23 protein-coding genes are annotated in these 23,684 nt (G+C 74.1%); 16 read left to right on the top strand and 7 right to left on the bottom strand.

The genetic code is table 11. The features are described 5' to 3' along the window. Positions 1–76 precede the first annotated feature (76 nt). The 7 genes from FB558_RS04030 (at position 77) to FB558_RS04000 (ending at position 7,444) form a co-directional block, all read left to right on the top strand. Positions 77–1,570 carry a potassium/proton antiporter gene (locus FB558_RS04030; RefSeq protein WP_142048210.1) on the top strand — a complete coding sequence of 498 codons (1,494 nt, stop codon included), beginning with the start codon at positions 77–79 and terminating at the stop codon, positions 1,568–1,570. Between the two features lie 7 nt (positions 1,571–1,577). Further along, positions 1,578–2,222, top strand: a complete 645-nt coding sequence (gene lspA, locus FB558_RS04025) for a signal peptidase II (RefSeq protein ID WP_142048208.1) — start codon at positions 1,578–1,580, stop codon at positions 2,220–2,222. 37 nt (positions 2,223–2,259) lie between these two features. Next, positions 2,260–3,144, top strand: a complete 885-nt coding sequence (locus FB558_RS04020) for an RluA family pseudouridine synthase (protein WP_246106480.1) — start codon at positions 2,260–2,262, stop codon at positions 3,142–3,144. 569 nt (positions 3,145–3,713) lie between these two features. Next, the gene (locus tag FB558_RS04015; protein ID WP_142048204.1) at positions 3,714–4,391 is read left to right on the top strand and encodes a hypothetical protein; all 678 of its coding nucleotides are present in this window, start codon (positions 3,714–3,716) and stop codon (positions 4,389–4,391) included. Between the two features lie 181 nt (positions 4,392–4,572). Further along, a complete protein-coding gene (locus FB558_RS04010; RefSeq protein WP_170231173.1) occupies positions 4,573–5,214 on the top strand; it encodes a DUF998 domain-containing protein in 642 nt (213 codons plus the stop codon). Then, complete coding sequence (locus FB558_RS04005; protein ID WP_142048201.1) at positions 5,211–6,230, top strand: DMT family protein; 1,020 nt, start codon at positions 5,211–5,213, stop codon at positions 6,228–6,230. Before FB558_RS04010 ends, FB558_RS04005 begins: the two co-directional genes overlap by 4 nt. Before the next feature lie 38 nt (positions 6,231–6,268). Then, positions 6,269–7,444 carry a glycosyltransferase gene (locus FB558_RS04000; protein WP_142048199.1) on the top strand — a complete coding sequence of 392 codons (1,176 nt, stop codon included), beginning with the start codon at positions 6,269–6,271 and terminating at the stop codon, positions 7,442–7,444. A gap of 65 nt (positions 7,445–7,509) precedes the next feature. Here FB558_RS04000 and FB558_RS03995 read toward each other — a convergent pair whose 3' ends face one another. Next, positions 7,510–8,577, bottom strand: a complete 1,068-nt coding sequence (locus FB558_RS03995; protein WP_142048197.1) for a glycosyltransferase family 4 protein — start codon at positions 8,575–8,577, stop codon at positions 7,510–7,512. After that, positions 8,574–9,476: an alpha/beta fold hydrolase gene (locus FB558_RS03990; RefSeq protein ID WP_142048195.1), complete on the bottom strand. Its 903-nt coding sequence runs from the start codon at positions 9,474–9,476 to the stop codon at positions 8,574–8,576. Before FB558_RS03990 ends, FB558_RS03995 begins: the two co-directional genes overlap by 4 nt. Before the next feature lie 765 nt (positions 9,477–10,241). Between FB558_RS03990 and dnaE the strand changes: the two genes are divergently transcribed. Further along, positions 10,242–13,784 (top strand): DNA polymerase III subunit alpha, encoded by a 3,543-nt coding sequence (gene dnaE / locus FB558_RS03985; RefSeq protein WP_142048193.1) that lies wholly within the window; start codon positions 10,242–10,244, stop codon positions 13,782–13,784. 5 nt (positions 13,785–13,789) lie between these two features. Here the strand turns inward: dnaE and FB558_RS03980 are convergent, their stop codons facing one another. The 3 genes from FB558_RS03980 to FB558_RS03970 are packed head-to-tail and all read right to left on the bottom strand — an operon-like array spanning position 13,790 to position 15,340. Then, the gene (locus tag FB558_RS03980; protein ID WP_211366069.1) at positions 13,790–14,218 is read right to left on the bottom strand and encodes a type II toxin-antitoxin system VapC family toxin; all 429 of its coding nucleotides are present in this window, start codon (positions 14,216–14,218) and stop codon (positions 13,790–13,792) included. After that, complete coding sequence (locus tag FB558_RS03975) at positions 14,211–14,438, bottom strand: AbrB/MazE/SpoVT family DNA-binding domain-containing protein (RefSeq protein ID WP_142048191.1); 228 nt, start codon at positions 14,436–14,438, stop codon at positions 14,211–14,213. Before FB558_RS03975 ends, FB558_RS03980 begins: the two co-directional genes overlap by 8 nt. Positions 14,439–14,482: 44 nt before the next feature. Further along, positions 14,483–15,340, bottom strand: a complete 858-nt coding sequence (locus FB558_RS03970) for a PaaX family transcriptional regulator (RefSeq protein ID WP_142048189.1) — start codon at positions 15,338–15,340, stop codon at positions 14,483–14,485. A gap of 366 nt (positions 15,341–15,706) precedes the next feature. Here FB558_RS03970 and FB558_RS03965 point away from each other — a divergent pair, with 366 nt between their 5' ends. Genes FB558_RS03965 through FB558_RS03930 form a run of 8 tightly spaced genes read left to right on the top strand, consistent with a single transcriptional unit; the run spans position 15,707 to position 22,174 of the window. Beyond that, positions 15,707–17,836 carry a SulP family inorganic anion transporter gene (locus FB558_RS03965; RefSeq protein WP_142048187.1) on the top strand — a complete coding sequence of 710 codons (2,130 nt, stop codon included), beginning with the start codon at positions 15,707–15,709 and terminating at the stop codon, positions 17,834–17,836. A gap of 53 nt (positions 17,837–17,889) precedes the next feature. Then, the gene (locus FB558_RS03960; protein ID WP_246106240.1) at positions 17,890–19,041 is read left to right on the top strand and encodes an 8-amino-7-oxononanoate synthase; all 1,152 of its coding nucleotides are present in this window, start codon (positions 17,890–17,892) and stop codon (positions 19,039–19,041) included. Then, positions 19,038–19,739, top strand: coding sequence for a dethiobiotin synthase (gene bioD / locus FB558_RS03955; protein ID WP_211366063.1), 702 nt, complete (start codon positions 19,038–19,040; stop codon positions 19,737–19,739). Before FB558_RS03960 ends, bioD begins: the two co-directional genes overlap by 4 nt. A 2-nt stretch (positions 19,740–19,741) precedes the next feature. Further along, complete coding sequence (gene bioB / locus FB558_RS03950; RefSeq protein WP_142048185.1) at positions 19,742–20,743, top strand: biotin synthase BioB; 1,002 nt, start codon at positions 19,742–19,744, stop codon at positions 20,741–20,743. Continuing rightward, the gene (bsaP, locus tag FB558_RS03945) at positions 20,743–20,934 is read left to right on the top strand and encodes a biotin synthase auxiliary protein BsaP (RefSeq protein ID WP_425467964.1); all 192 of its coding nucleotides are present in this window, start codon (positions 20,743–20,745) and stop codon (positions 20,932–20,934) included. Before bioB ends, bsaP begins: the two co-directional genes overlap by 1 nt. A gap of 42 nt (positions 20,935–20,976) precedes the next feature. Continuing rightward, positions 20,977–21,462 (top strand): type II toxin-antitoxin system PemK/MazF family toxin, encoded by a 486-nt coding sequence (locus tag FB558_RS03940; protein WP_142048183.1) that lies wholly within the window; start codon positions 20,977–20,979, stop codon positions 21,460–21,462. 42 nt (positions 21,463–21,504) lie between these two features. Continuing rightward, a complete protein-coding gene (locus FB558_RS03935; protein WP_142048181.1) occupies positions 21,505–21,774 on the top strand; it encodes a type II toxin-antitoxin system Phd/YefM family antitoxin in 270 nt (89 codons plus the stop codon). Position 21,775: 1 nt separating this feature from the next. Continuing rightward, positions 21,776–22,174 (top strand): type II toxin-antitoxin system VapC family toxin, encoded by a 399-nt coding sequence (locus FB558_RS03930; RefSeq protein ID WP_142048179.1) that lies wholly within the window; start codon positions 21,776–21,778, stop codon positions 22,172–22,174. Here the strand turns inward: FB558_RS03930 and FB558_RS03925 are convergent. Together FB558_RS03925 and FB558_RS03920 are read right to left on the bottom strand one after the other, a co-directional pair. Continuing rightward, positions 22,167–22,850, bottom strand: coding sequence for an LON peptidase substrate-binding domain-containing protein (locus FB558_RS03925; RefSeq protein WP_142048177.1), 684 nt, complete (start codon positions 22,848–22,850; stop codon positions 22,167–22,169). The two genes, FB558_RS03930 and FB558_RS03925, sit on opposite strands and share 8 nt — an antisense overlap. 5 nt (positions 22,851–22,855) lie before the next feature. After that, the gene (locus tag FB558_RS03920) at positions 22,856–23,569 is read right to left on the bottom strand and encodes an NUDIX hydrolase (RefSeq protein WP_142048175.1); all 714 of its coding nucleotides are present in this window, start codon (positions 23,567–23,569) and stop codon (positions 22,856–22,858) included. Between the last annotated feature and the right edge of the window lie 115 nt (positions 23,570–23,684).

Raw genomic sequence — 23,684 nt, 5'->3', positions numbered from 1 at the left:
GAGGTGCCCGCCGGCCCGATCCCCCGTGAGGAGGCCGCTCACCTGCGCCGATACCGTATCCCGGGCGGAGGTGGGCATGGCGAGCCTGGAGATCACGCTCGGCGTCGTGGCCGCCGTGGTGCTGCTCGGGGTCTTCGCCGTGCGCGTGTCGGTCCGGCTCGGGCTGCCCTCCCTCCTGGTCTACCTCGGCATCGGGATCCTGCTCGGCGAGTCCGTGCTCGGGATCGAGTTCTCCGACGCGAAGCTCACCGAGTCGATCGGGTGGGCGGCGCTGGTGCTGATCCTCGCCGAGGGCGGGCTCACCACGCGCTGGACGGCCGTGCGCCCCTCGCTCGGCGTCGGGGTGGCACTGGCGACGGTGGCCGTCGCGGTGAGCATCGGCGTCGTCGGTGTCGCCCTGCACCTGCTGCTGGGCCTGGACTGGCGGGCCGCGTTCCTGTGGGGCGCGGTGCTCTCCTCCACCGATGCCGCCGCCGTGTTCAGCGTGCTGCGCGGGGTCGGCGTGTCGCCACGGCTGGCCGGGATGCTGGAGCTGGAGTCCGGCACCAACGACGCCCCGGTCGTGCTCACGGTGATCCTGCTGGCCTCCACCGACCCGATCACCTGGCTCACCCCGCTGCTCGTGGCCTACGAGCTGGCGGCGGGCGGGATCATCGGCGGGCTGTTCGGGCTGGGCGGGGCGTGGGCCCTGCGCCGCGCTGCGCTGCCGGCGACGGGCCTCTACCCGGTCGCGGCGCTCGCCGTCTGCGTCCTCGCCTACTCCGCGGGGCAGCTCGCGCACGCGTCCGGCCTGCTCGCGGTGTACGTCGCGGCGCTGGTGCTGGGCAACTCCGACCTCCCGCACCGGGCAGGCGTCCGGTCGTTCGCCGAGGGGATGGGCTGGCTCGCCCAGATCGGGTTGTTCGTGCTGCTGGGGCTGTTCGCCTCGCCCCCGCGGCTGGTCGAGGCGATCGTGCCGGCCCTCGTCGCGGGTGTGGTGCTCATCGTCGCGGCCCGGCCGCTGTCGGTGCTGGCGGCGGCCTCGCCGTTCCGCGTCCCCTGGCGCGAGCAGGCCTTCCTGTCCTGGGCGGGGCTGCGCGGCGCGGTGCCCATCGTGTTCGCGCTGATCGCGTTCATGGAGGGCGCGCCGACCGGGGCGGCGCTGGTGGACGTCGTCTTCGTGCTGGTCGTGGTCCTCACCCTGATCCAGGGCACCACGCTGCCCTGGGTCGCGCGGCGCCTGGGGGTGTCGCGCACGGCCGAACCGCGCCAGATCTCCGTGGAGGTCGCCCCGCTCGACGAGCTGAGCGCCGACCTGCTGCAGGTCCGCGTCCCGGTCGGGTCCCGGCTGCGCGGGGTGTACCTGCGCGAGCTGCGGCTGCCCCGCGGCGCCACCGTCAGCCTCGTCGTGCGCGACGGCGAGGGTTTCACCCCCTCCGCCGAGACCCGGTTGCGCGAGCGCGACCAGCTGCTCGTCGTCACGACGGTGGAGGCGCGGCAGGCCGCGGAGGACCGGATCCGCGCCGTCGACGAGCGCGGGCGCATGGCCCGCTGGCACGCCGGACCGGACGCGGCGGGCGGTAGGGGATGATGGGTCCGTGAGCGAGCACCCGAGTCAGCGGTCCGGGTCCGGCGTGGCGCCGGACCGCGCGACCGGACCCAAGGTCATGCTGCTGTCCCTGATCGCCGTGACCCTGCTCGCCGCCGACATCGTCACGAAGGTGGTCGCGGTCGCGCAGCTGGAGGACCGCGCCCCCGTGGAGCTCCTCGGTGGCCTGGTCTACCTGCAGCTCGTGCGCAACCCCGGGGCGGCGTTCTCGTTCGCCACCGGCTACACGTGGGTGCTCACGCTCGTGGCGTGCGCCGTCGTCGTCGTGATCATCCGGGTGGCCCGGCGGCTGCGCTCCACCGGCTGGGCCGTGGCGCTGGGGATGGTGCTCGGCGGGGCGCTGGGGAACCTGGTCGACCGGTTCTTCCGCTCGCCGGGCCCGATGCGCGGCCACGTCGTCGACGTCGTCTCGGTGTTCGCGCCGGACGGTCGCGTGTTCCCGGTGTTCAACCTCGCCGACTCCGCGATCGTCTGCGGTGGCGCGCTGCTCGTGCTGCTCGCCCTGCTCGGGCGGGAGCTCGACGGCACGCGCGCCCCGGCCCGTGGCGAGAGCAGGCCGGTGCCCGATGCCCCGGACGCGCCGGACCGCGTCGAGGGCCGCTCCGACGAGCGGGGCGGGCCCGCCGGTGGGTGACACCCGACAGCTGCCGGTGCCCGACGGCCTCGACGGCATGCGCCTCGACGCCGGCCTGTCGCGGCTGCTGGGCCTCTCGCGCACCGCCGTGGCCGCCCTCGCCGAGGACGGTCGCGTGGCCCTCGACGGGCGCGCGGCCGGCAAGTCCGACCGGCTGACCGCGGGGTCGTGGCTGGAGGTGGACCTGCCCGAGCCCGAGCGTGCCGCCCCGATCACCGGCCCGCAGGAGGTGGTCGCCGGGCTCACGGTGCTGCACGCCGACGACGACATCGTGGTGGTCGACAAGCCCGTCGGGGTGGCCGCGCACCCCAGCCCGGGCTGGACCGGGCCGACCGTCATCGGCGGGCTCGCCGCGCTCGGCTACCGCGTCTCCACCTCGGGTGCGGCCGAGCGGCAGGGCATCGTGCACCGGCTCGACGTCGGCACCACCGGTGTCATGGTCGTCGCCGCCGCGGAGCACGCCTACACCGCGCTGAAGCGCGCGTTCAAGGAGCGCACGGTCGACAAGCGCTACCACGCGGTGGCGCAGGGCCACCCCGACCCGTCCAGCGGCACGATCGACGCCCCGATCGACCGGCACCCGCGCCACGACTACAAGTTCGCGGTCGTCGCGGGCGGCAGGCCGAGCGTCACGCACTACGACACGATCGAGGCGTTCCGCGCCGCCTCGCTGCTGGACGTGCGGCTGGAGACCGGGCGCACCCACCAGATCCGCGTGCACCTCGCCGCGCTGCGCCACCCGTGCGTCGGCGACATCACCTACGGCGCCGACCCGGTGCTCGCCAAGCGGCTCGGCCTGGCGCGCCAGTGGCTGCACGCCCGCAGGCTCGGCTTCGAGCACCCGGGCGACGGCCGCTGGGTGGAGTACACCAGCCCGTACCCGGCAGACCTGGAGCGCGCGCTCGAGCTGCTGCGCGACTAGGAGAACTCGATCTCCGTGCCTCGAGGCGCGCGGGCGCGCCGTTCCCGGCTCGAGGCGAGCTGCCCCATCCCGTCGCGGCCTTCCGCGCGATCGCTCCGGGCCCGTGCCCGACCCGCCCTGCGGCCACCTCGCCGACGCGCGAGGTCGGGCCGAGGTGGGTGATCGGGCCGCAGACCCTGAGCCGGGGCGGGAGGCAGAGGGAGCGAGCCGGGTACGGCGCGCCCACCGGAACGTGTCCATGGACAGGTAGACCTGACGGTCGTCCAGGCGCGGGGGAACAGGCGCTGAGGTCGATCCGATCATGCATGATCGCGCAAGTGGTGTGAGAGCGACAGATCTGACGCCGTGACACCACTCCTGGCGACCATGCAGCGCGCCGGCCCGCGAGACGTACAGGAGTGCGGTTGCGGGGTCGCTCACGTACGTCTCGCACCGATCACGAAGCCCGTCGGAGCGCCGGGTCCGGACCCGCTGCCACCGCCGTCGGCGCGACCGCCGACACTAGGGGACCGGGCGCGCCGTCGCGCCCGCGCGAGCAGGGGGGCGACGAGAGGCCGCAGGGGGTGGACGTGACCGGGCGAGTTCGAGCGGGTGTGCTGCTCGCCTGCGCGGTCGTCGTGCTGCTCACCGCCTGGTACGCGGGCTCCCGCGTCCCGCAGAGCGCGCCGGCTCCGGCACCGGGCTCGGTGTTCCTCGGCCCCGAGCCGGGGGAGGAGGTGAGCGCCTACCTCGCCCGGCTGCCCGCAGAGCTGCCCGCGCCGGGCACGGTGGCGCTCGCGCTGGTGCAGTTCGAGGCCGCGCTGCCGGTCCCGGACGCGATGGCCGCCGTCGGCGCGGCCACGCCGGTCACCGCGGTCCTGCGGGTGCCCGTGCCCCGCGTCCAGACGGCGCTGCGGTTCGAGCCCCTCGAGACGGGCGCGCCGGCCCCGGCCGCGCTGGCCACCGCGCGCGAGCACGCCCGCCGGGAGGCCGAGGCCGCCGCGCAGCGGCTGTCCGGCCGGCCCGCCGACGTCGCCGCCGTGGAGGCGCGGGCGCTCGCCGACCCGGCCGCACCGTGCGTGCTCGCCCTCGTCGTCCGGGCCGACCGGGCCGGGCTCGACGCGGTGGCCGTCGCGCAGGCGGTGCGCGCCGTGCACGCCGCCCCGGCGGGGGTCACCGCCCGCGAGCTGGCACTGGCCCCGCTGCTCCCCGAGCAGGTCCGGCGGGCCGACCCGCCGCCCGACGACGGGGTGGTGGCCCCCTCGTGAGCGGTGCGGCACCGGTGCCCCCCATCGGGTACTGGGGGATTTCCCCCGGTCGGACTCGGTGGAGATCCTGATGTCCGTCTCAGTGCGGTGCTGGCACGGTGTTCCCATGACGCCGACCGGGGGGTCCGCAGGAGAACCTGCGGGGGGCACGTGGGCGGGTGAGGCGATCGTCATCGCATGCGTGACGGCCGCGCTCCTGCCGCTGGGTCTGCTGCACCTGTCCGGCAGCGGGTCGATCGACCCGATGACCGACGTGATCAGCGACTACGTCTTCCTCCCCGGCGGCTACGCCCTGCTCGGGGCGGCCGCGCTCGGTCTCGCCGTGGCCTGCCTCGCGATCGCCGCCGGCCTGCGCCGGGCCGGGTTGCCCGCCCCGCGCGTGCCGGCCGCGCTGTTCGTCTCCGCCGCCGTGGCGCTGGTGCTCGTGGCCGTGTTCCCGACGCATCCGGCGGGCACCACGCCGGGGCTGGTGTCCACCGTGCACCGGGCCGCAGGGGGCTGGGTGTTCGCGGTCCTGCCTCTGGCCTCGTGGCTGGTGGCGCGCCGCGCCCGGTCGGTCCCGGTGTGGGCGCCCGCCGCACCCGCCCTGTCCCGGGGTGCCGGGGTCGCGGGCGTGATCAGCACGTTCTTCGTGCTGAACCATGTCCCGATCGTTATCGCCGGTTCACCGGTATTTCCACTCATCGGCGGGGTCCAGCGTGTTCTCTGTGCGGCGGTGATGGTGGTACTCGTGATGACGGCCCGGGCGACCCGGCTCGCGGTCGACCGTGTCGACTGCACCGGGCCGGTACCGGTGCCCGGGCAGCTGCGGGGCGCGGCATGATCAGCGCATTGGAAGGCGGCGGCTTCGCGACCGTCCTCGCGATCGTCCTCGCGGTGCTCGGCGCCGGTTGCTTCGCCGGGGCCGCGGTGCTCCAGCACGGTGCGGTGAACGCCGAGTCGCGGCCCGCCACCGACGACCGTCCGGGCAAGGCGGTGTCGATGAGCGGCCTGCGGGCGATCACCCGCAGGCCGGGCTGGCTCGCCGGTCTCGCGCTCGCCGCGGGCGGGTCCGTGCTGCACGCCACGGCGCTCGTGCTGGCGCCGCTGTCGGTCGTGCAGCCGCTGGGCGTGCTGGCGGTCCCGATCGCGGTCCTGCTCACGGCCGTCCGCACCGACCGCAGGCCCGCGCCGGGCGTGCTCGTCGGGGTGCTGCTGAGCGTGGCGGGCGTCGCGGTCTTCGTCGGCGCCACGGCAGGCACCGCCGTGAGCTCGCCCCCGCCCGACCAGGCCACCCTGGTGGCGAGCCTCGTCGTCGCGGGCGTCGTGCTCGTGCTCGCCGGCGTGGGCTTCGCCCGCTCCGGCTGGGTCCGCTGCGTGGCCTGCGCGATGGCGGGCGCCGTGGCGTTCGGCCTCGTCTCCGCCCTCGTCCGGGCGGTGTCGCAGTCGGTGGTCGCCGGCGACGTCGGCCCGCTGGAGCTGCCCGTGCTCGCCGCCGTGGCGGGCATCGCCACCGCCGTGCTCGTCGGCGGCTGGCTCGTGCAGCAGGCGTTCGCCTCCGGTCCGCCGGAGGTGGTCATCGCCTGCCTGACGGTCGTCGACCCGATCGTGGCCGTGCTGCTCGGCGCGGTGCTGCTCGGTGAGGGCGTCGCCACCCCCGCCGAGACGTGGCTGCTGCTCGCGGGCGCGGCGATCACGGCGACGGCGGGCGTGGTCGCGCTCGCCCGCCACCACCCCGACGCGGCGGCCGCCCGTGCCGCCCGCAACGGCCCCGGAGCCGCGGCCGGCCCGCTGCCGGCCCCGCAGACCCCACAGCCGGCCGCGGCGCCGCGACCGGCCGATCCCGTGCACCGCCGGTGAGCCCCAGCGCCGGCACCCACTCGAGAGGACCAGATCCCGTGAAGCCGCTTCGGATCCTGATCGGCGCGGAGACCTACCCACCCGACGTCAACGGCGCGGCGCGCTTCGCCGAGCGCCTCGCCACCGGGCTCGCCGGACGGGGGCACGAGATCCACGTCGTCGCCCCGTCCCCCACCGGGCCCGCGGTCCGCGAGGTCCGCGACGGCGTCGTCGTGCACGGCGTGCGCTCGCACCGCTACTACCAGCACGACGGCTTCCAGGTCTGCATGCCGTGGGAGGCGTTCCCGGCCGTCACCGCGCTGATGGACGAGATCGACCCGGACGTCGTGCACACGAACGCGCACATGGTCGTCGGGCGTGGCGTCGTCCGGGCGGCGCACCGGTCCGGGCGGCCGCTCGTCGCCACCAACCACCTGATGCCGGAGAACCTCATCGGCTACAGCCCGATCCCGAAGCCGCTGCAGCGCGTGTTCAACACGTGGGCGTGGCGCGACCTCGGCCGCGTCTTCGGTAAGGCCGCGGTGGTCACCGCGCCGACGCCCCGTGCGGTCGAGCTGCTCGTCCGGCACGCGGGGCTGGTGGACGCGTTCCCGGTGTCGTGCGGCATCGACGCCGACCGCTACCGCAGCGTGCCGCACTCCCCGGGGCCCGAGCCCACGGTGCTGTTCGTCGGCCGCCTCGACCAGGAGAAGCGGGTCGACGAGCTGGTCAGGGCGTTCGCCGCGCTGCCGGACGGGCTGCCCGGCCGGCTGGAGATCGTCGGCGACGGCGCCCGGCGCGAGGAGTGGACGGCGCTCGCCGACGCGCTCGGCGTCGCCCACCGGGTGCGCTTCCGCGGGTTCGTCTCCGAGCAGGAGCTGCTCGAGGCGTACGCCGGCGCGGACCTGTTCTGCATGCCCGGCGTCGCCGAGCTGCAGAGCCTCGTCACGCTCGAGGCGATGGCCGCCGGGCTCCCGGTGGTGGCCGCCGACGCGATGGCGCTGCCGCACCTGGTGCGCCCGGGCCGCAACGGCTGGCTCTACACACCGGGCGACGTGCCGGAGCTGACCACCCGGCTGGCGGCCCTGCTGGGCGACGCGGACACGCGGCGGCGGATGGGCGCGGCCAGCCGCGACATCGTCGCCGCGCACGCGATCGACGCCACCCTGGACCGGTTCGAGGGCATCTACGACCAGGTCCTGGGCCGCGAGCAGGTGACGGCCCGGGCGGCCTGACCCCGTCCCGTGCAGCAAAGCCACTTCCATGCCACGTAGTTGCGTGGAAGTGGCTTTGCTGCAAATCAGGGGCGAGCGGGCGTCACTCGCTCCAGCAGGGCCAGCAGGATCCTCGCCGAGGCCTCCCAGGTGTAGTGCTGCGCGCGGGTCCTCGCCGCTGCCGAGCGCCGGTCCCAGACCTCCGGGTCGTCCAGCTCGCGGACGGCGCGGGCGAACCCGCCGACGTCGTCGGGCTCGACGTAGGCCGCGGCGTCGCCGCCGACCTCGCGGAACACCGGGATGTCGCTGACGACCAGCGGCGTGCCGAGCGCCATCGCCTCGACCAGGGGGATGCCGAACCCCTCGTCGCGGGAGGCGGAGACGAGGGCGGTGGCGCCGCGCAGCACGTCGCGGTAGGTCTCGTCGCTCGCGCCGTCGTGGAAGACGATCCGCCCGCCGGGGGCGAGCGCGGGGAGCCGGGCCCGCTCCTCCGGTGGGACGCGGCTCATCAGGTGCAGCTCGTGGTCGGGCAGCGACGGCATCGCGCTCGCCAGCGTCGCCACGTTCTTGTAGGGCATGAACGAGCCCATGTAGACCAGCGCCCCGGTGCGTGGGAGGCGGGGCAGGTCCGGCGCCGGCTCGGGGGCGTTCGGCACGACCGTGACGGGGCGGCGGGTGAGGCGGTGCGCCGCGATGAGCCCGGCGGTCGTCTCCGAGACCGTGACGACGGCGTCGGCCCGGTTCAGCAGCACGCGCTGCGGCCACCACGCCAGGTGGTAGAGCCGCCACAGCAGCCGGATCGGGAGCGCGAACTCCGGGGGCGGGGTGCGGTTGCGGTAGTAGATGAGGTCGTGCAGCGTCAGGACCAGGGCGTAGTCGCGGCCCCAGCTGCCCATCGTCTGCATCGGGGAGAACACCACGTCGGCGCCGATCCGGCGCACCTGCCGCGCCACCAGCGGCTCGCGGATGCTCGTGGGGGCGCTCACCCGGTGCCACGGCAGGTCGGGCAGCGCGGCCAGCTGGCGCTCGTCGCTCACGAGCAGCTCGACGCCGGGGTGCAGCCGTGCGAGCTCGCCGACGAGCCCGACGGTGTAGCGGCTGATGCCGTCGTGGTGCCCGGTGCGGACGTACCGGCAGTCGAACAGGACCTTCACCGCAGGGCCGCGAGGAAGGCGTCGACCTCGCGGGCGACGGCGGCCGGCGCCTCGTAGTGGGCCAGGTGCCCGGTGGTCGGCACCACGGCGAGGCGGGCGTCGGCGAACCGCCCGGCCAGCGCCTGCTGGGCGGGAAGCGGGGCGATGTCGTCGCGCTCGGCCGCCACCAGCAGCGTCGGCACCCCGATCGCGGCGGCCGACTCTCCGACGTCGTGGCGCACCGACGCGTGGAACGCCTCCAGCAGCGTGCGCCGGTCGGCGAACGTGGAGAAGTAGCGGTCGTGCTCGGCGTGGATCCAGCGGCGCAGCTCCGCATCCCGCGTGGTGGCCATGGCGACGCTCGCGATGCGCGTGACCAGCGGGTGGCGCAGCAGCCACGTGCCCGCGCGCTCCGGCAGGGCGGCGGCGACGCGGTGGTGCAGGACGGTCAGCCCGGTCATGACGCGGCGCGGCCCGGTGAGCGCCGACGCGGCGATCGGGTTCACCAGGACCAGGCCGCGCACCGCGGGTGCGGCGTCGCCCGCCAGCGCGGCCGCGGCGACGATCGAGCCGAACGAGTGCCCGGCCAGCACGGCGTCCCCGCTCGGGGCGACCGCGATCAGCAGGTCGCGGGCCCAGGCGGCGTAGCCGGCGACGTCGTGCCGGTCGCCCGGCAGCGGCGGGGAGGCCCCGAACGCCGGCAGGTCCGGCACGAGCACCCGCACCCCGTCCAGGTGGGCGAGGATCGGCTCGAGGCCGTGGTGGTCGCCGCGCAGGCCGTGCAGGAACACCACCCGGTGCGCGGCGTCCTCGGGCCCGTACACCCACAGCCGCGTACGCCCGCCCCGCACCGCGATCTCGTCCTCGCGGACCGGGACGCGCGCGACCCGTTCGGCGTAGGGGGAGGGTTGGGCAGCCATCACGGGGAGTCTAGAGCTGCGTCGACCACGTACGTTCGGCGGCTTTGATCATGTGGCGAGCCGTCGCGCCCCAGGGTCCTTGTGGTCGCGCCCGTTCCACCCATTGCCTGTGATCATCGGCCCGGTCCGAGGTCGTTCCAGGCTCTTGATCGGCGGAAATGGGACATGCCCTGCGTGGGCGCGGTTGCCAAGTCCGTGTCGGAGGGGTTCTTGAACGGGACCCGGGCCGCGCGGCGGCCGGTCCGCGCCCGCCGCCCACGCCCCCCGAGTTCGGTCCGGTGCCGCGTCCTGCTTCCGTGGCCGGGGTGGCTGGGGTGGCACAACTACTGGGTGACGTGGTCGCCCAGCCGACCACGATGTTCGGTGGTTCCACCAACCCGGCCGTCCCGCTGACGGGGAGGTTCGGGCGGAACGGGGTGACCGCGACGAAGACCCCGGGCGCGGGGCGAGAGGCGGTGGTCGCGAGCCGGGAACGGCGCGCCCACAGGAGAATCCACCGCCACACGGTCGGTCACGCACCCGGTCTCGGCTCGCGCTACGCGTCGGCCGGAGGAGGCGCCTGGCGCCTCCGACACGCCGGTCGGCGGGATGAGCAGGGGGTTCGGCGCAGGCCCGGACCGGGTTCGCGGAACTGTCGGGGGCCGGAGCTAATCTGAGCCGTCCCCAGCGTCCTCGTCGGCCGACGGCTCTTCAGGGCTGGCGACGTAGGCAGGTTCTGCGTGATCGCGCGCCGCCCCGGCGGTGCCAGGAGGGAGCTCCCCACCCATGGCGGCCGGCAGCACCGACAGCTTCGTCCACCTGCACACCCACACCGAGTTCTCCATGCTCGACGGGGCGGCGCGGCTCGACGACCTGTTCAAGGAAGCGTCCCGGATGGAGATGCCGGCGCTGGCCATGACCGACCACGGCAACGTGTTCGGTGCCTACGAGTTCTGGCGCAAGGCGAAGGCGCACGGCGTCAAGCCGATCATCGGTATGGAGGGCTACCTCGCGCCGGGCAGCCGCCACGAGCGCAAGCGCGCCACGCTCGGCGGGCAACAGGTCAGCGACGACAACCCGGGTGAGATGTACACCCACATGACGCTGCTGGCCGAGAACCAGGAGGGGCTGCACAACCTCTTCCGGCTCTCGTCGCTGGCGTCGCTGGAGGGCTACTACTACAAGCCCCGCATGGACCGCGAGCTGCTGGAGACCTACGGCAAGGGGATCATCGCCACCACCGGCTGCCCGTCCGGTGAGGTGCAGCGGCTGCTGCAGCAGGACCGCTTCGACGACGCCTGCCAGGCCGCGAGCGACTACCGCGACATCTTCGGCAAGGACAACTTCTTCTGCGAGCTGATGGACCACGGCATCGAGATCGAGAAGAGGGTGCAGGACGACCTCTTCCGGCTCAAGAAGCTGCTGGACCTGCCGGGCCTGGCCACCAACGACCTGCACTACACCTACGCCGAGGACGCCAAGCCGCACGAGGTGCTGCTCTGCGTGCAGACCGGTAAGACCCTCGCCGACCCGGGTCGGTTCAAGTTCGACGCGCAGGACTTCTACCTCAAGTCGGCCGCCGAGATGCGGGCCCAGTGGGACCCGCAGTTCCCGGAGGCCTGCGACAACACGCTCCTCGTCGCCGAGCGGGTGGACGTCGGCTTCGTCGAGGGCCAGGACCTCATGCCGCGCGCCCCCGTCCCCGAGGGGGAGACGGAGGAGAGCTGGCTCGTCAAGGAGGTCGAGCGCGGCCTGCACATGCGGTTCCCGAAGGGGATCACCGAGCGGTACCGCAAGCAGGCCGAGTACGAGGTCGGCGTCATCATCCAGATGGGGTTCCCCGGCTACTTCCTCGTCACGGCCGACCTCATCCAGCACGCCAAGTCCGTCGGCATCCGGTGCGGCCCCGGTCGCGGTTCGGCCGCGGGCTCGCTGGTGGCCTACGTCCTCGGGATCACCGACCTCGACCCGATCGAGCACAAGCTGATCTTCGAGCGGTTCCTCAACCCCGAGCGCATCTCGATGCCCGACATCGACATGGACTTCGACGAGCGCAGGCGCGGCGAGATGATCCGCTACACCACCGAGAAGTACGGTGAGGACCGCATCGCGCAGATCATCACCTACTCCACGATCAAGGCGAAGGCCGCGATCAAGGACTCGGCGCGCGTGCTCTACGGCCAGCCCGGCTACGCGGTGGCCGACCGGATCTCCAAGGCCATGCCGCCCGCCGTCATGGGCAAGGACATCCCGCTCTCGGGCGTGTTCGACCCGTCGCACAAGCGGTACTCCGAGGCCACCGAGGTCCGGGCGCTGTACGAGGTCGACCCGCAGGTCAAGGAGATCATCGACACCGCCCGGGGGCTGGAGGGCCTCAAGCGGCAATGGGGCGTGCACGCCGCCGGCGTGATCATGTCGAGCAAGCCGCTGATCGACGTCATCCCGATCCAGCGCCGCGAGGCCGACGGCGCCATCATCACGCAGTTCGACATGGGCGCCTGCGAGACGCTCGGGCTGCTGAAGATGGACTTCCTCGGCCTGCGCAACCTCACGATCATCGACGACGCGCTGGAGAACATCGAGCTCAACGGCAAGCCGAAGCTCGAGATCGAGTCCGTCCCGCTCGACGACCCGAAGACCTACGAGCTGCTCGGCCGCGGCGACACGCTCGGCGTGTTCCAGCTGGACGGCGGGCCGATGCGCGACCTGCTGCGCCGCATGGCACCCACCGAGTTCGACGACATCTCCGCGGTCGGCGCGCTGTACCGGCCGGGTCCGATGGGCGCCAACGCCCACAACGACTACGCCGACCGCAAGAACGGGCGCCAAGAGGTCACGCCCATCCACCCGGAGCTGGCGGAGCCGCTCAAGGACATCCTCGGCGAGACCTACGGCCTGATCGTCTACCAGGAACAGGTCATGGCGATCGCCCAGAAGCTCGCGGGCTACACGCTCGGCAAGGCCGACCTGCTGCGCCGCGCCATGGGCAAGAAGAAGAAGGAGATCCTCGACAAGGAGTACGAGGGTTTCGCCCAGGGCATGAAGGACCACGGCTACTCGGCCGCCGCGGTCAAGACGCTGTGGGACATCCTGCTGCCGTTCTCCGACTACGCGTTCAACCGCGCCCACTCGGCGGCCTACGGCCTGGTCTCGTACTGGACGGCCTACCTCAAGTCCAACTACCCGGCCGAGTACATGGCGGCCGTCCTCACGTCCGTGCGCGACGACAAGGACAAGGCCGCCGTCTACCTGGCCGAGTGCCGGCGCATGGGCATCACGGTGCTGCCGCCCGACGTCAACGACTCGGTGCGCAACTTCGCCCCGGTCGGCGACGACATCCGGTTCGGGCTGGGCGGCATCCGCAACGTCGGTGTCAACGTCGTCGACGCCATCGTCGCCGCCCGCCGGGAGAAGGGCGCGTACACCGACTTCTCCGACTTCCTGCGCAAGGTCGACGCCGTCGTCTGCAACAAGAAGGTCATCGAGTCGCTGATCAAGGCGGGCGCGTTCGACTCGCTCGGCCACCCCCGCAAGGGCCTGCTGCTCGTGCACGCCGACGCCATCGACGCGGTGATGAGCACGAAACGCGCGGCGTCGATGGGGCAGTTCGACCTGTTCGGGTCGATGGACGGCTCGGCCCCCTCCGAGCTCGACTCCGTGTTCGACGTGAAGGTGCCCGAGGACGAGTGGGACACCAAGCACGAGCTCGCCGTCGAGCGGGAGATGCTGGGCCTGTACGTGTCCGGGCATCCGCTGCACGGCGTGGAGCAGGCGCTGCTGTCCAAGTCGGACATGTCGATCTCCACGATCCTCGAGGGCAACGTGCCCGACGGCCACCAGGTCACCATCGGCGGCATCCTCACCGGCGTGAACCGGCGGGTGAACAAGAACGGCGAGCCGTGGGCGTCGGCGCAGCTGGAGGACCTCGCCGGCGGCATCGAGGTGCTGTTCTTCCCGCGGTGCTACCAGGTGGTCGGCGTCGACGTCGCCGAGGACGCCATCGTGCTGGTGAAGGCACGGGTCAACAAGCGCGACGACCGGCTGTCGCTGATCGTCAACGACCTCGCGGTCCCGGACCTCTCCCAGGCCGCGGGCGGCGCGGGCGCGCCGGTGAAGGTGAGCATGCGCACCGAGCTGGTCACCCCGCAGCGGGTGTCGAAGCTCAAGGAGGTGCTCACCAACCACCCGGGCACCTCCGAGGTGCACCTGTCGCTGGTCAACGGCTCACGCAGCACGATGCTGCGCCTCGACGACAAGCTGAAGGTCACCCAGTCCTCGGCGCTGATGGGTGACCTCAAGGCGCTGCTGGGTCCGGGCTGCTTCGGCTGAGGCCGTCAGGCGTTCTCCGGCGCCACGAGCTGCACGGACGGGAAGTACGTCCGGTAGCGGGCGGTGTCGCGGGTGAGCACAGTGAGGCCGAGCACCGCGGCATGCGCGCCGATGAGGAAGTCCGGCAGCGTCGACGTGCGGGTGCCGCCGCGACCGCGGTAGGTGCGGAAGCAGCGGGCGGCGAGGAACGCCGCTGCCCACGGCAGATTGGCCCGCACGAACCGGTCGGGCGCGAGCACCGCGTCGAGGTCTTCGATGCGCGAGAACCTCAGGGAGACCTCGCCGTACACGACCTGGTTGATCACTACGGGGCCCTGGTCGAGGGCTTCTGCCAGCCGCTCGGCCGACCACTGCGCCCACACCGGGTCCTGGGTGAAGATGTCGAGCAGGACGTTCGAGTCGACCAGTGTGCCGCCCCGCGCCACCTCAGTCACCGCGGGTGAGCGCCATGATCTCGTCGGTGGTCAGATCGACGTCCCCGCGGCCGAGGAGCGCGTCCACGACGCGTCGCCCGCGGCCGGAAGGCCCACGAGCAGGCACGATCTTGGCAGCCCCGTCCTGCACGACGATCTCCACCTCGTCGCCCGGCTCGAGCCCCAGCTCCCGACGCACCTCCTGCGGGATCGTCACCTGGCCTTTGCTCGTGATGCGCACCCGGTAAGAATAGCGCCAGTATTACCAGCTGCCCCGTGGATCGCTCACGGGGAGGAACTCCTCGCGAGGTGCTCCCACTGTCGCTGGGCGGTCTCGGCCCACCGGTCGTGCAGCGTGTCGAACAATGCGGCGGCCCGGGCGCCTGCCCAGCCGTCGGGCAGCAGCTCGGCCGGCAGCTTCGGGTCGAGGAACGGGAACCGGCGCCAGGCGTGCACCAGGTGGATCTGGTGGGTGAGCACGTCCGCGGGGGTCACCGGCGAGGCGTCGGTGAACGCGTCGAGGAACTCCTCGTAAGCGGCCTCCACCTCGGCGAGGTCCCAGGCCTGCTCCACCACCTGCCGGGGGGTGCCGATCCCGCCGAAGGGCCCGACGAACGAGCTCGTGACGGCGCCGAGCCCGAGGTCGTCCACCACGCCGGCCACCTCGTCCTGCTTGTCCGGGTCGGGCGTCAGCCACACGCCGGGGGCCGGTGAGCCCAGGCCGGCCCATGCCAGGCGGGTCCGCAGCCGGTGCCGCAGCCGGCGGCGCGACTCCGGCACGCTGACGAGCAGCACCAGCCACCGCCCGTCCCAGGCGTGCCCGGCGGCGCCGAAGCCGTAGATCCGCTGCGCGCCGTCGGACAGCAGGCGGCGGCCCTTCGCGGTGAGCGACCACCGGACGCGGCGACCGGCGCGGTCCGATGCGAGCATGCCCTCGGCGGCGGTGCGCGCGAGTGCCTGGCGGGCGGACTTGGCCTCCACGCCGAGGCGGCCCAGCACGTCGACGAGCACCTGGGTCCAGACGGGCTCGTCACGGGGCAGCACGAACTCGCCGAGCACCGTCAGCAGCAGCGAGCGGGCGCTGGTGGCCCCGAGCTCGCGACGGCGCGAGAACGCCGGGTGAGCGGTGTCGGCTGCGGTCATGGCGGCCCAGAGTAGTGCGACGGGGTGTGCGGACGGAGCAGCGCCGACGTGGCGCGCACTCGGCCGTCGCGCGGGTCATGCGCAGCGCAGGGCGCACACCACCCGACCGAGTGTTCCGGCAATACGCCCGAAAGGGGCAAAGCGCCCGGCTTCCCGCCTTCCGGCCCGCGCTCCCGACCAGTATGGATCACGCCATCCAGATGAACATGAATGCCGGGTTACGGCGGGTGCGGTGAGCGCGGATCGGACGAAACCGGCGGAACGGACAGCCGATGGAGATCGTTGCCCCACCGCCGCGCACTGCCGCCGGTTGTCCCCGACTCGCGCACCGCCGCCGGTCGTCCCGACGTCTGTCCGGAGCCTGAGATGACCACCTCCCCGCCCCGCCCCGACCAGCACTCCCCGCCGCGCCGCCGCGACACCGTCCGCGCGGACGTGCTCGCCTCGCTCGTCGTCTTCCTCGTCGCCGTGCCCCTCTCGTTGGGCATCGCCCTCGCCTCCGGCGCGCCGCTCATGGCCGGGCTGATCGCCGCTGTCGTCGGCGGGATCGTCGCCGGCCTGCTCGGCGGCACACCGCTGCAGGTCAGCGGGCCGGCCGCCGGTCTCACCGTGGTGGTCGCCGAGATGGTGGCCCGGTTCGGCTGGCAGGTCACCTGCCTGATCACCGCCGGTGCCGGGCTGCTGCAGATCCTGTTCGGCCTCGTGCGCATCGCGCGGTTCAGCCAGGCCATCCCGCCTGCCGTCGTGCACGGCATGCTGGCCGGGATCGGCGTCACGATCGCGCTCTCCCAGCTGCACGTCGTGCTGGGCGGTTCGCCGCCGACGGGCGCGGTGGCCGCGCTCGTCGAGCTGCCGGGCGCGCTCGCGGGGATCGCCCCGGGCCCCGCGCTGGCCGGTCTCGCCACGATCGCGCTGCTGCTGCTGTGGCCCCGGCTGCCGCGGCGGATGCGGCTGGTCCCGGGGCACCTCGTCGCCGTCACGGCGGTCACCGCGCTCGCCCTGCCGTTCACCGGCATCCCCCGGGTCGACCTGCCCGGCGGGCTGCTCGAGGCGGTCACGCTGCCGACGCTGCTCCCCGACGTGCCGTGGGCCGCCGTGCTCGGCGGCATGCTGACGATCGCGCTCGTCGCGAGCGTCGAGAGCCTCCTGTCCGCCGTCGCGGTCGACCGCATGCACTCCGGCCCGCGGAGCAACCCGGACCGGGAGCTGATCGGGCAGGGCGCGGCCAACACGCTCTCCGGTGTGCTCGGCGGCCTGCCCGTGACCGGCGTGATCGTGCGCAGTTCCACCAACGTCGCGGCCGGGGCGCGCACGCGCGCCTCGGCGGTGCTGCACGGCCTCTGGATCGCCCTGTTCGGGATCGTGCTGGTGGGGGTGATCGAGCTGATCCCGATGGCCGCGCTCGGTGGGCTGCTCGTCGTCGTCGGCGTCCAGCTCGTGAAGCCGTCGGACATCCGCGGGGCCCGCGCGCACGGCGAGCTGCTGGTCTACCTCGGCACGGTCGCCGGCGTGCTCCTGCTGAACCTGCTGGAGGGGGTGATCATCGGGCTGGTCCTCGCCGGCCTGGTGATGCTGCACCGCGCCGCGCGGGCCCGCGTCCGGATCGTCGAACCGGACGGCGCTGCGCCGTGGCGCGTGGTCGTCGAGGGCAGCCTGAGCTTCCTGTCGGTGCCCGCGCTCTCCCGCACGCTGGCCGGGGTGCCCGCCGACGTCCCGGTCCGGCTCGAGCTCGTCGTCGACTACCTCGACCACACCGCCTTCGACCACCTGGACGCCTGGACGGCTCGGCGGCGCGCGAGCGGTGGCGAGGTCACCGTCACCGAGCCCGGAGCGCGGGACGGGCTCGACGGGCCGACCCTGCACCGGTACGCGACGTGGTCGCAGTGGCAGGAGGTCGACCACACGCCGCACGCCCCGCTGCTCGCAGGCGTCGCCGCTTACCACTCCGACGCGGCGGAGCTCGTCCGCCCGACGCTCGAAGGGCTCGCCCACGGCCAGGCGCCGAAGGGGCTGCTGCTGTGCTGCGCCGACTCGCGAGTCCAACCCAACCTGATCACCCGCAGCGGGCCCGGTGACCTGTTCACCGTCCAGAACGTGGGCAACCTCGTGGCAGGCACCTCGGTGCACGCCGCCCTGCAGTACGCCACGGAGGTGCTGCGCGTCCCGCTGATCGCGGTGTGCGGGCACTCCGGGTGCGGGGCGATGCGGGGGCTGCTCGACGGGGCGCCCGAGCCCGGCGACGCCCTCGGGGACTGGCTCAGCGCCGGTGTGTCCAGCCTGGAGGCGCTGCGCGCCGGGCACCCGGTGGCGCGCCACGCGTTCGCGGCCGGGTACGGCGAGGTCGAGGCGCTGGCCATGGTGAACGTCGCGGTGCAGCTCGCGGTGCTGCGCGCCCGCGACGTCGACGCGGCGCTGATGGGGCTGTACTTCGACATCCCCACGGCCCGCGTGCTGGTGCTCGACGAGGAGGCGCAGGAGTTCCGCGCGGCGGAGTGACCTGCACCCGGACGGCGTGTGTCGCGGCGGTTGCCGTGGCTACCGTCTGGTCCGTGACGTCCCCCCATCCCGTGCACCCGCTCGCCTGGCTCGCCCCGCACGCCGCCCGCAGGCGCGCGGCCGGGCTGCGCCGGGAGCTGCGTCCGCGTGCGGCGGACGAGCCGCTGCTCGACCTCGCCGGCAACGACTACCTCGGCCTCGCCACCGACCCCCGCGTGATCGACGGCGCGGTGCGGGCGGCCCGGACCTGGGGGGCGGGCGCCACCGGGTCGCGGCTGGTGACCGGCACCACGGCGCTGCACGCCGAGCTGGAGGCCGAGCTCGCCGCGTTCACCGGGGCCGAGGCGGCGCTCGTGTTCTCCTCCGGCTACGCGGCGAACCTCGGCGTCCTCACGGCGCTGTCCGGGCCGGACGCGCTGATCGTGTCCGACGCGGCCAACCACGCCTCGCTCGTGGACGCCTGCCGGCTCTCGCGGGCGCGGGTCGTGGTGGTGCCGCACGACGATCCGGACGCCGTCGACGCCGCACTCGCGGCCCGGACGGAGGCGCGCGCCCTCGTCGTGACCGAGAGCGTCAACAGCGTCGACGGCGGGCTCGCGCCGCTGCACGCGCTGCACGGCGTCTGCCGCGGGCACGGCACCCTGCTGGTGGTGGACGAGGCGCACGGACTGGGCGTCGTCGGGCCGGGCGGGCGCGGGTTGCTCGCCGAGGCCGGGCTGGCCGGCGCCGACGACGTGGTCGCCACGGTCACGCTGTCGAAGGCGCTCGGGAGCCAGGGGGGCGCCGTGCTCGCGCCGGCGGCCGTCGTCGCGCACCTGGTGGACACGGCGCGCTCGTTCATCTTCGACACCGGCCTCGCGCCCGCGTCCGCAGGCGCCGCGCTGGCCGCCCTGCGCGTCCTGGGCGACGAGCCGCGCCGCCCCGACGCGGTGCTGCGGGCGGCGGCCGCGCTGGCCGCCGCCGCGGGCGTGCCCGCTCCGCCGTCGGCCGTGGTGGCTGTGGTGCTCGGGGAGCCCGACGTCGCCGTGGCCGCGGCCCGGCGCTGCGCCGAGCGCGGCCTGCGGGTGGGCTGCTTCCGCCCACCGTCGGTCCCGGAGGGGACCAGCCGGCTCCGCCTGACCGCCCGGGCCACCCTCACCGAGGCCGACGTCGCGCTCGTCCGCGGCGTGCTCGCGGAGGTGCTGACGCTGGTGGCCGCGCCGTGACCGGCCGCGTCCTGGTCGTCACGGGGACCGGCACGGGGGTCGGGAAGACGGTGGTCACGGCCGCGCTGGCCGCGGTCGCCGCGGCACGGGGGGAACGGGTGGCCGTGCTCAAGCCCGCGCAGACCGGGGTGGCCCCCGGGGAGCCGGGGGACCTGGCGGACGTCGCCCGGCTGGTGCCCGGCACCACCGGGCGCGAGCTGGCGCGCTACCCGGACCCCCTCGCCCCCGACACCGCCGCCCGGCGCGTGGGCGCGGCGCCCGTCACCCCGGCCGCCGCGGCGCAGGCGGCCACCGCGCTCGCCGCGGAGCACGACCTGGTGCTCGTCGAGGGCGCGGGCGGGCTGCTGGTGCGCTTCGACGCCGACGGCACGCTCGCCGACGTCGCCGGGCTGCTCGCCGCGCCGGTGCTCGTGGTGGCCGCCGCCGGGCTCGGCACGCTCAACGCCACGGAGCTCACGGTCGCCGCGCTGCGCTCCCGCGGGCTGGGCTGCGCGGGCGTCGTGATCGGCGCGTGGCCCGCCGAACCGGACCTCGCGGCCCGCTGCAACCTCGCCGACCTGCCCGCCACGAGCGGTGTGCCGCTGCTCGGCGCCCTGCCCGACGGGGCGGGCGCGCTCGCGCCGGAGCGGTTCGCGACGGTCGCGCGTCACAGTCTGGCTGCGGAACTGGGTGGCGTTTGGCAGACTCCGCAGCTGTGACGATGACCCGATTCGACATCCTCGACACCGCACGGCAGCAGGTCCTGGAGGCCGGCGAGGGGCTGTCGGGCGAGCAGGTGCTCGAGGTGCTCCGCCTGCCCGACGACGCGCTCGACCCGCTGCTCGCGCTGGCCCACGAGGTGCGGATGCGCTGGTGCGGCCCGGAGGTCGAGGTCGAGGGCATCATCTCGCTCAAGACCGGCGGCTGCCCGGAGGACTGCCACTTCTGCTCCCAGTCGGGCCTGTTCGACTCGCCGGTGCGCTCGGCGTGGCTGGACGTCCCCTCGCTGGTCGAGGCGGCCAAGCAGACGGCGAAGACGGGCGCCACGGAGTTCTGCATCGTCGCGGCCGTCCGCGGGCCGAACGAGCGGCTGATGGCCCAGGTCGCCGCGGGAATCGCGGCGATCAAGGACGAGGTCGACATCAACATCGCCTGCTCGCTGGGCATGCTCACCCCCGAGCAGGTCGAGCAGCTCGCCGCGATGGGCGTGCACCGCTACAACCACAACCTGGAGACCGCGCGCTCGCACTTCCCGAACGTGGTGACCACCCACACCTGGGAGGAGCGCTGGGAGACGCTGCGGCTGGTGCGCGAGGCCGGCATGGAGGTCTGCTGCGGCGGGATCCTCGGGATGGGGGAGACCCTCGAGCAGCGCGCCGAGTTCGCCGGCCAGCTCGCCTCGCTCACGCCGGACGAGGTGCCGCTGAACTTCCTCAACCCGCGCCCCGGCACCCCGTTCGGTGATCTCGAGCCGGTGTCCGGGCCGGACGCGCTGCGCGCCGTCGCGGCCTTCCGGCTGGCGCTGCCGCGCACGGTGCTCCGCTTCGCCGGCGGGCGCGAGATCACCCTCGGCGACCTCGGCGCCCGGCGCGGCCTGCTCGGCGGCATCAACGCGGTGATCGTCGGCAACTACCTCACCACGCTGGGCCGCCCGGCCGAGACCGACATCGACCTGCTCGGCGAGCTGCAGATGCCGATCAAGGCACTGAGCGAGACGATCTAGTGGAGCTCGTGGTGGCCTTCTGCGACCAGTGCGGGAACCCCGCCGCGGAAGGCGAGCACGCGCGCTGCGCGGACCGACGCGCGCTCGAGCCGCCGCGGTACTGCCCGGACTGCGCGCGCCGGATGGTCGTGCAGGTGACGCCGGACGGCTGGACGGCCCGCTGCAGCCGCCACGGCGAGCGGCACTCCTGACCCACCGTCGGGCCGCCGGGAGCGGGCGTCATGCTGTAGGGCATGGCGGACTGGGGCAGGGTGCTGCGGCAGGCAGTGCGGATCGGTCAGGACCTGCTCTCGGGGCGGTCGTCGGGTACGGCGCAGCGGGCGCGGGCCCGCAGCGCGCCGACGGGCGAGCGCACCCGCACGATCATCTACTCGCCCGACCTCGACGGCGTCGCCGATCCCGGCGAGATCGTCTGGGCCTGGGTGCCGTACGAGGAGGACGACGGCCGCGGCAAGGACCGGCCGCTGCTCGTCGTCGGGCGCGAGGGTGCGGAGCTGGTCGGGCTGATGCTGTCCAGCCAGGAGGACCGGGCCGGGCACCGCGAGTGGGTCTCCGTCGGCACGGGGGACTGGGACCGGCAGGGCCGCGAGTCCTACGTCCGCCTCGACCGCGTGCTGGCGGTGGAGGAGCAGGGCATCCGTCGTGAGGGTGCGGTGCTGGACCGCCCCCGGTTCGACCGGGTGGCGCAGCGGCTGCGGGAGCAGTACGGCTGGCACTGAGGGCCCGCGTCCGCCGTAGCACATTCAGTGCTACGGTGGGGCATGCCCGAGACCATCGGCCAGCGCCAGCTCCGCAACGACAACGCCGAGATCATGCGGCGGGTCGAGGCGGGGGAGGCCTTCGTCATCACCCGCAACGGCAAGCCTGTCGCCGACCTCGTGCCGCACGCTAGTAACCCGAGGAAGCGGCAGTACACCGGTCGTGAGCTGCAGGAGCACTTCCGCACCCTCCCCCCGATCGACGTCGAGCAATGGCGCCGGGATCGTGAGGCAGATGATTTGATCTTCGGCGACGACCGTATCGAGTACTGAGTTGGCGTACGCGCTGCTCGACACGTGCGTGCTGATCGATCTCGAGCGCATTGACCTGGGGGACCACCAGGGCTCGGTCATGGTTGCGAGCGCGATCAGCGTCGGTGAGCTCGCTTTCGGAGCCACCAGCGGACCCGATCCAGGAGCTCGGCAAGCTCGCCTTCGCACCGTGCTGACCGACCTGGAGATCATTCCGTACGGGATCGAGGAGGCGAAGCTCTACGGTGTGCTCGCCACGTTGGTTCGGGCTGCCGGCCGCAACCCGCGGCCCCGTCGTCTCGACCTGCAGATCGCGGCGACCGCGGCCGCGGCCCGTATACCGCTGCTCACGATGAACCCGGACGACTTCCGCGGCATCGATCAGCTTGTCGACGTCGTGTCGGTGCACTGCATCAATTGACGCTGTGATCCACCGCGTAGGTGGTGATCGGCGTCGGCACGGCGCGCAGCTGGGCGAGCAGGCCGGTCTCGCGCGCGAGCAGCACCCGCACCAGCCGCAGCCGCTCCACGGGTGAGGTCTGCTCGAGCAGCCGCTGGCGGTCGCTGATCGGCAGCAGGCAGTCGGCGGCGAGCACGTGCGGCAGGGCGGCGGGCTCGACGTCGGGTTCGGGCTCGGTCCAGTCGCCGGTCTTCCAGGCGGTGCGGCAGTAGCGCCGGTGGGCGGCCCGGGCGGCGGTGGCGAGGACCTCCGTCATCTCCGGAGGGGCCGCGTCGGCAGGCGCGTCGTCGGGCAGGAACTCGACCGAGCCCAGCAGGTAGGGCTTCGAGTCCTCGTCCAGGTCGAGCAGGCGGAACCGCCGGGCGCCGCGCGTGACGACGTCGAACCGCCCGTCGGGCAGCCGGTGCACGTCGCGCAGGTGCGCGGTGCACCCGATCGCGTGCAGGCCGGCGATGCCGTCGTCGTCGGGGACGAAGCCCTCGCGGACGGCGACGACGCCGAACTCCCGGTCGGGGACGGCGCCGGTGACGAGGTCGACGACGAGCTGGCGGTACCGCGGCTCGAAGATGTGCAGCGGCAGCGTGGCCCCGGGGAGCAGCACGGTGCCCAGCGGGAACAGCGGAAGCGACTCGGGCACGGGCGCTACGGTACGGCGGTGCGCGCGCCCTCGCCCGGCGGTCGCAGCACGGCGAAGGCGTCGGTGACGCGCAGGGTGCGCTCGGTGAAGCGGAAGAGCGCGGCGGGGCGGCCGCCCGCGGGCCCGGGCGGGGCCATCGCGCCGGTCGGTTCGAGCACCCGGCGCCGGGTGAGCACGCGCTGCAGGTTCGTGGCCGAGACCGGGTGGCCCAGCGCGGCGGCGTAGAGGTCGCGCAGCGCGGAGATCGTGAACTCGCGCGGCGCCAGTGCGAAGCCGAGGTTGGTGTAGGAGAGCTTGGCCCGCAGCCGGTCCCGGGCGTCGTCGACGATCGCGGCGTGGTCGAACGCCGCCTTCTCGAGCGCCGTGGCGGGGGGTGCCGCCAGCGGGTGCCACGCCGTGTCCGCCGGGACCGCCGGGTCGGCGTCGGACGGGACGAGGCCGAGGAAGGCGGTGGCGATCCGCCGGGTGCCGGGCACCCGGTCCGGCCGGCTGAACACCGCGATCTGCTCGACGTGGGTGACCTCCCGGACGTCGACCTTCTCGGCGAGCTGGCGGCGGACCGACCGCTCGACGTCCTCGTCGTCGCCGAGCAGGCCGCCGGGCAGCGCCCAGCGGCCGGAGTCCGGCGGCCGGGCCCGCTGCCAGGCGAGGACCTGCAGCGCGCCGCACCGGATCTGGAGCACCGCGGCCAGCACCTCGTGCTCGGTCGGGCGCGTCATGTGACGGATCGTAGGGTGCCGACCACCCCGGCGAGCGCGGTGAACGTCGGGTTGCCCCGGGATGAGGTCCCGGTCACGCGGAGGGGTTGCGGTGGCGTTGCCGCTGTTACGATCG

Source organism: Pseudonocardia kunmingensis, assembly GCF_006716445.1.
GTDB lineage: Bacteria > Actinomycetota > Actinomycetes > Mycobacteriales > Pseudonocardiaceae > Pseudonocardia > Pseudonocardia kunmingensis.
The sequence above is the reverse complement of the archived record's forward strand: the minus strand, read 5'-3'. Positions and strand labels throughout refer to the sequence as shown.